Raw genomic sequence first — 6,788 nt, 5'->3', positions numbered from 1 at the left:
CAGTTGCTCACGACCTTAGCAACGCATCAAACCGATATGAGTACCGCCCTCGAAACCTATATGAGCAACGTCCAAGCCCATACCACCAAGCATTTAAACCTGTTCGCAAAAGACATAGAGAAGACGATAGAAGCTTATACAGATCACATAGCGCAACTGATAGAGCAGAGAGAAGACAGGATAGCGAAGGTTATCAAGTCAGAGATGAAAAAATGGGTGATAGTCACCAGTATCGTCGCAATCACCGTAATGATATTTGGCATGATGATAGGAGCAATGCTGGTCAACAAGTTCTCGAAGCCGACTTATATCATTCAAAAATCCCAGCCACAATCGCAGACACAGCAGCCCCCCATCAACTACGGGCAGAGGTAAGTCATGGACAAGAGACTACTAGAGCAAGTACAAAAAGCCCTACAAGCACAGCAGGACACGATCAAACGCCAAGAGCAGATGCTAGACGACCAACAGCAATACATGCAGCAGATGCTAGACGAGAAAGACCAAGATATAGCGGAATTGACCGCCTCATTGAACACATTGGCACAGACCAAAACACAAGAGCTGGAACGCTTACCGACGTTATTCAAGCAGTTGAAGAATACGATGATAGAACAAACAAACGTATTCAACGGATGGGTAAATCATCAGAACAATCACGTGACAACGCAAGCATCGTTGGCAAGCGAATTATTGGCTTTAGGGAACGTGCAAATTCAACTCGTAGCGCAGTTAAAGACGTATCAGAGTACGATAGCACTGCCCGACTATCTCAAGAGCGATACGACGCAGCTAGAGAGCGATACCGTGAAGTGGGAGAGCGAATTGAGCGCATTAGCGAACGCACAGAGCAAAATAGAGCAGTCACAAGCGAAAATCAAAGGCTCACAGACAGAAATACAGACGGAGCTGAAGGAATTAAGCACATTGCTGGACAAGTCAGAGAGGCGATAAAAGCTAAAGAGCAAGAACTTGAGCGTACTAGAGTGCCTACAAGGTCAAGATCTCCAGGTATGGGTCGCTAGCTGGCTGAGGCAGAAGAAAATATCGTAAACAATGGGCTATATAATATAGTTCGATGCCTTTACAGCGCACCGAACTTAAATTGAACCACTTTTAAGGGAAGTAATTACCATGCAGGCACTAAAAAATATAGTCACTAATATATTTATTGTTTTAGGGTTGTCTCTTGGGCTAATGATATCGGCAACAGCCCTAGATGATTTTGATGAAATGTTCCAAGTCCAAGTCCTAATATCCCGAGCTCAGGAAGCAGTCATAACAGACGAAGAACTATTAAGTTTTGAGGGGAAAAAAGCATTAGCAGAACAGGGGAATGTTTGGAGCCAATTCTACCTTGGGCTGATGTACTACGAAGGCGAAGGCGTGAGTCAAGATTATGGCAAAGCCGTTAAGTGGTTTCAAAGAGCTGCCAATCAAGGCAATGTTTTGAGCCAATATAATCTTGGAGTGATGTACTACGAAGGCGAAGGCGTGACTCAGGATTACGCCCAAGCCGTTGAGTGGTTTCAAAGAGCTGCCAATCAAGGCGATGTTTGGAGCCAATTCTATCTTGGGGTTTTGTATTCTAATGGATATGGCGTCCGCCAAAGTAAAGTTACAGCAAAGGAGTGGTTTGGTAAGACTTGTGATCGTAGATACCAATATGGGTGTGATAAATACCGAGAACTAAATGAGCAAGGTTACTGATTTATCCAGTTCGAAAACCGATTGTTGGTATTGTAAAAATTAAAAATTAATAAAGCCCGAAAAAACTTGGTCTACAGCCGATAGTTTACTTCCTACTATGCCGTCCAAACTCACATTCAGCGACAAGTCACCTTGTAATATTGCGGTATATTCTACGGTATATTTCAAAAGCCAATTACTGGTAGTCAATGACAACAAAGGTTGTGGCTGCTAGTTTACTTCCTTGTGTACCGATCAAACATTAAAAAGCAACTTATCTGACAGGTAAAGCAGATGCTCTTCCAACATATAAAATTATGGATATACAGACAATTGTATATTTGATATCGTTATAAGAGCTTTACAAATTCACTGTCAGGAGATGAAAAATGTATTATGGTTGACAGATTAAAAGGAAGTGATTTGACACGTGCCATGCTAAAGCATGATCAAAATATATGGTGTGCTGTTAGTGATGAGAGTGACCAACAAGCAATAAGTGATCTAAATGGGAATGACTTTACAGCTTACATCTCAAAATTTCAGAATGGATATTTTTATTGTGATGGTGGTATGCAATGGTCATATGCTGTGCCAATTAAGATAGTACCTATAAAATATACAGAAGCAATCTATATTGAAAAAACCTGCTAACTACTGCGGGTTTTTTATTGCTTGAAGATCGTTCTCGGACAGGTAAAGCCACTTATCGAAAATAACCCCATGAAAGCCTGATTCAAGTCGAAAAACCATCGAAATACTCACGACAAGTACACCCAAAGCAATTACCTACAGACAATCATATAAATATCAGCAACTTACCTACCGATGATGGTACCCACTACAGGTACCTTACTTATTCCTATAAAGATAGATTATGACAAATGATATTAGATAGAAGATGTCGGTTTACATGGATTCCATTGATCTATGCCTATTCGCAAAAAAAAGGCAGAGAATAAATTCTCTGCCTTTTTTTGCATAAGTCGTTACTATAGTTATTCGATAACTATATTATCTGCACTTTTTTTGTTCGTATAAATTAGTCAAATTGGCACGACGTTCTTTTGCAGCATTAATAGCTTCATCTGTATTAGAGTAAGTACCAATCAGCGCAGGCCAAAATAACAGAGCGACGGCGACATTTTTACCAGTGACACCACGATCCGCACGCGCTTCTTTTTCAAATCTATCAGCTTCTTCTATTTCACTTAAAATTTGTGGACAAGATAGGTTAACGTCGCTTACTTTCTTAGTCTGTACGACATGTGGCGTTGCACAGCCCTGTAATAACAATGCAAACATACCGATCACTAAAGCAGTCTTTTTCATATTCGTCTCTAAATTTTCATAGCTAGCAATTATTAGAGTAGATAAAATCTGCCCTAACAGAATTTAACATTTATACATAAATCAGAAACAAAAGTCAACACAAATCTATGTTTTTACATACAGTATTGGCTTTATGGTAGATGAGTCAATTTATGAAAAACACTGTTCCAAGCGTTCTTATTCAAGCATTAGCATGGATATATAATATGACGTAGGCAGAAATTTTTAGGGCTATGTACCCCTTAAATGGCATGGCTTTACGAGGAAATTGATAATTGACGCGAGGGTAAGGAAAGCGTAAACTCAAGTGCTAGAAACGAGTAACCCCCGATGCTTGCAGGCATCGGGGGTTAGATGAATTTTAATCTGTGTCAGCAGATATAAAACCCACCATATTCGAACGGTCATTTTATATCAGCAGGCGCACCAACACAAGTGTGCGTGATGTTAATACTACCTGAAATATACGAAACACTCCCCCATAAGCCCTATTGCACCGATGATTTAGGTAATCTTGTCATTCGTCCTAGGCAAACTGCCGTCAAAATGCGGTACATCCAGCATAACCCTCCTTGCATGACCCACTTCATTTGCCTAGACATTGATCATAAGCATGGCGCAATGCGTTGGGCGGAAGAATACCTACCACCGCCACGGTGGACAAGCCAAAATCCTGAAAACGGACACGCTCACATTGTTTATGAGCTAAAAACACCTGTTTGTACCAGTGAGCATGGCAGCCGTAAAGCCTTAGATTATCTCGCTAAGATACAAGCAGGATTGGTCAGAGAGACAAGAGCAGACGTCGGTTATACCAACTTCATCACCAAAAATCCGATGCACGAGCATTGGCGTACCGAGGTATGGACGAAAGAAGCCTATGAGCTGAATTATCTAGCAGATTTTGTTGATCTTAGACCTCTAACAACTAAAGAGAAAGAATATGGACTTGGTAGGAACTGTTCCCTGTTCGATACCGTTCGTCATTGGGCGTATTCTGCGATTAGAGAGCACAGAGGGAAGACTTGGGATCAATGGCTCAATTCAGTACTTAAACACGCACAGAACGTAAATATGATGTTTTCAGAGCCATTACCGTACTCAGAAATCAAAGCTACTGCCAAGAGCATTGCTAAATACTGCTGGAAACGTGATGCTTATCACTATAACGAGTTTATACATCGTCAGGCAATTAAAGGTAGTAAAGGAGGTAAAGTCTCTAAGCGTAAGCCTGTAGCGACGTCAGAGCAGTCATTGAAGCCTTGGGAAGAATTAGGCATATCTGAAAGCACATATCAAAGACGGAAAAGAGTCGGCAAAATTTGACAGTGGATAAGCCTAAATCAGATAACAGCGCTTTGTTAGGCCTTTTTCCTTGCTTAGGCTATTCTCTTAAGCTTCTTGCTTGTTCTTCGTTAGTAGCTTTTTTCGTTAAGCTGTCTATATTTATCGCATCCAATTTGCCATCCATCGTCGCAGCTTTTCCCATAGTTCTCTTTTGCTTTTTTAATATCTTGTCTAGTGCCGCGTCCAAGTTCGTACATCTCACCTAATATGTATGAATCTTGCGCATCGTTAGTTAGTATGCTGTATGGTTCATAATATTCTTGAGCGTACTTAAACGCTTCTATGTAGTCTTCATCTTTGTACAGAGCATTTACGAGTGCCCTTTTGGCGTACGGGTTATCTTCTTTAGCCGCCTTCTTATAGAGAGCTATAGCCTTTGCGTAGTTTTGCTCTACGCCATCCCCTATATAGTACCTATCAGCAAGTTGGTAAGTAGCAAAGTTATCTCCTGCGTTTGCAGCTTTACTAAGCCACATTACGCTTAGGGCAGTGTTCTGCTCTACTACTTCACCTTTCTCATATGCGTCTGCTATCTCTACCTGTGAATCAGTATTGCCGTTCTCAGCAGCCTTTTTATTCCAATAGAAAGATTTTTTGGCATCTTTCTTACGCCCATATAAGGGATCATACAATGCTCCAAGACTATTCATTGAATCTATATGCCCCTGTGAAGCTGCCTTCTCATACCATTTGATAGCTACGTCTATATTTTTGTTTTTGTCACTGAATTCGTAATGCGAGCCAAGGTTATATTGAGCATCAGCATCACCTTGCTCAGCTTTACTCGTGTATTTTTTTACAGTTTCCTCAGCAGAAATGCCATACTCTTCTGCATCTGTTAAAGAATATGGCACTTCTGAACAAGCACTCATTGAGAAAATAAATAATATTAAAGGTAATATTTTTTTCATAGTATTTTTAAAACTTATTATAGTGTTTATTTGTAGTAGGTAAGTTTTTGAAAAAGCTTACCTACTACAAATATTAATCATCATTATAACTCATTTGTTAAGAGCATTATTTAATACTAATTATTCATATTTTATAGCTACCATCTAGTTTTTATTGTAAGCCAGCATATACCGTGGGTACAATATCCACTACGTTACTATTGACCCAAGGCATGCCGGTAAGGGGAAACCCCTTAACCCCAACCCCTCACAAAAAGCCGTGAGGGGTAAAAACAACAGCTAGACCGAGGTTAAAATGGCAAGGACAAAATGGCTAAAAATCAGAGTGACTGATCAAGAAGTTGCAGACATTAAAAAGCGGACAGGCGCACATGATATGTCTAACTACGTTCGCAAATTGGTGCTCGATCAACCGATAGCCCCACCCGAACCTAAGCACAAAAAAATCGTCCATAGTGCCGACCCCGAATTGGTGCGAGCCATTAATCGCATTGGTATCAATATCAATCAAATCGCCAAGCAGACCAACACAGGGCAAGAAGTGGGTAATGCCGTATTGATTGCCTTACTTGATTTGCAGACCACGCTAGACAAAGCACTAGCATCGAGCTTACCCGATGATTGTTAAATTCTTCACTCATGGCACTGGTGGCAGCAAAGGCGTGTTTGACTATTTGCTTAACGACAAAGAGCAGCCGGACGGTAAACGGCTTGGTGCCGAAATCTTGAGGGGCGACATAGACAATCAAGCCTTGCTCATTGATAGCCTAGACTTCAAGCAAAAATATACCAGTGGTTGCTTATCATTCACCGAGACAGCCGACGAAGTTACTGCAGAACAAAAAAATGCCTTGATGGACGGCTTTGAGGAAACCCTTCGAGCAGGGCTAGACGTTGATAGAGTTGCCGTTTCATGGATTGAGCATCGAGACAAAGGACGGTTAGAGCTGAACTTTGTCTTTGCTAACGTTGATTTAGAACACGGCAGGGCATTTCAGCCCTATGTTCACAGCGTTGATAAGCGCAGAGTCAACGCATGGAAAGACATGCAAAACATCGAGCATGGTTTTACCGACCCTAATGACCCAGCCAATAAGCGACTAATGGCGCAGCGTGACAACTTACCAAGAGACATTAAGGACGCTAGGCAAGCCATTACTGACGGTCTAAAGGCATTGGTGGTTGAGGGCGTTATAACCAATCGTGACGATGTTATTCAAGCCCTAACGGATGGTGGCTTTGAGATTGCACGAGAGACAGACAAAGCAATCAGTATTAAAAACCCAGATCCTAAAGCAAAACGAAATATCAGGCTAACAGGTGGATTATATGAGCGAGGCTTTAAATTTAGCAGAGAAGTTCAAAGCGAAGTCACAGCAGCAAGCGAAAATTATCGAGCAGGAAGTAGAGAACGCTACGACGCAGCTAAACAGCTTTATGACAGCGAAATTGAAAGAAAGCGAGACTATCATCAAGCAAGGCATGGACAGCCTAGACACGAGCAACGAG

General features: G+C 41.3%; 8 protein-coding genes. 6 read left to right on the top strand and 2 right to left on the bottom strand.

The window, feature by feature from the left end; genetic code table 11:
• From ACMHKH_RS14280 to ACMHKH_RS14270, 3 genes are all read left to right on the top strand, one after another.
• Nucleotides 1-1,025, top strand: a 1,025-nt coding sequence (locus ACMHKH_RS14280) for a hypothetical protein (protein ID WP_413521291.1), incomplete at its 5' end; no start/stop codon positions are given.
• Between the two features lie 172 nt (nt 1,026-1,197).
• Complete coding sequence (locus ACMHKH_RS14275; RefSeq protein ID WP_413521290.1) at nt 1,198-1,710, top strand: tetratricopeptide repeat protein; 513 nt, start codon at nt 1,198-1,200, stop codon at nt 1,708-1,710.
• Nucleotides 1,711-2,085: 375 nt separating this feature from the next.
• On the top strand, nt 2,086-2,343 hold the full coding sequence (locus ACMHKH_RS14270) for a hypothetical protein (protein WP_181717796.1): 258 nt from the start codon (nt 2,086-2,088) through the stop codon (nt 2,341-2,343).
• Nucleotides 2,344-2,703: 360 nt separating this feature from the next.
• Here the strand turns inward: ACMHKH_RS14270 and ACMHKH_RS14265 are convergent, their stop codons facing one another.
• A complete protein-coding gene (locus ACMHKH_RS14265; protein WP_181717797.1) occupies nt 2,704-3,021 on the bottom strand; it encodes a hypothetical protein in 318 nt (105 codons plus the stop codon).
• Between the two features lie 444 nt (nt 3,022-3,465).
• Here ACMHKH_RS14265 and ACMHKH_RS14260 point away from each other — a divergent pair, with 444 nt between their 5' ends.
• Nucleotides 3,466-4,347 (top strand): replication initiation protein, encoded by an 882-nt coding sequence (locus ACMHKH_RS14260; protein ID WP_181717798.1) that lies wholly within the window; start codon nt 3,466-3,468, stop codon nt 4,345-4,347.
• Nucleotides 4,348-4,436: 89 nt separating this feature from the next.
• On the opposite strand, the gene ACMHKH_RS14255 is transcribed toward ACMHKH_RS14260, so the two are convergent.
• A complete protein-coding gene (locus ACMHKH_RS14255; RefSeq protein ID WP_181717799.1) occupies nt 4,437-5,279 on the bottom strand; it encodes a tetratricopeptide repeat protein in 843 nt (280 codons plus the stop codon).
• A 295-nt stretch (nt 5,280-5,574) separates the two neighbouring features.
• On the opposite strand from ACMHKH_RS14255, the gene ACMHKH_RS14250 reads away from it, so the two are divergent.
• A complete protein-coding gene (locus ACMHKH_RS14250) occupies nt 5,575-5,907 on the top strand; it encodes a plasmid mobilization protein (protein WP_181717800.1) in 333 nt (110 codons plus the stop codon).
• Nucleotides 5,908-6,608: 701 nt separating this feature from the next.
• Nucleotides 6,609-6,788, top strand: a 180-nt coding sequence (locus ACMHKH_RS14245; RefSeq protein WP_413521289.1) for an MbeB family mobilization protein, incomplete at its 3' end; no start/stop codon positions are given.

Source organism: Psychrobacter glacincola, from assembly GCF_965118485.1.
GTDB classification, from domain to species: Bacteria; Pseudomonadota; Gammaproteobacteria; order Pseudomonadales; family Moraxellaceae; genus Psychrobacter; species Psychrobacter glacincola_D.
The sequence above is the reverse complement of the archived record's forward strand: the minus strand, read 5'-3'. Positions and strand labels throughout refer to the sequence as shown.

Excerpts from the sequence above, each read along its gene's own strand:
- ACMHKH_RS14275 (WP_413521290.1), top strand. The coding sequence starts at position 1,198 with ATGATATCGGCAACAGCCCTAGATGATTTTGATGAAATGTTCCAAGTC.
- ACMHKH_RS14260 (WP_181717798.1), top strand. The coding sequence starts at position 3,466 with ATGTTAATACTACCTGAAATATACGAAACACTCCCCCATAAGCCCTAT.
- ACMHKH_RS14255 (WP_181717799.1), bottom strand. The coding sequence starts at position 5,279 with ATGAAAAAAATATTACCTTTAATATTATTTATTTTCTCAATGAGTGCT.
- ACMHKH_RS14265 (WP_181717797.1), bottom strand. The coding sequence starts at position 3,021 with ATGAAAAAGACTGCTTTAGTGATCGGTATGTTTGCATTGTTATTACAG.
- ACMHKH_RS14270 (WP_181717796.1), top strand. The coding sequence starts at position 2,086 with ATGGTTGACAGATTAAAAGGAAGTGATTTGACACGTGCCATGCTAAAG.
- ACMHKH_RS14250 (WP_181717800.1), top strand. The coding sequence starts at position 5,575 with ATGGCAAGGACAAAATGGCTAAAAATCAGAGTGACTGATCAAGAAGTT.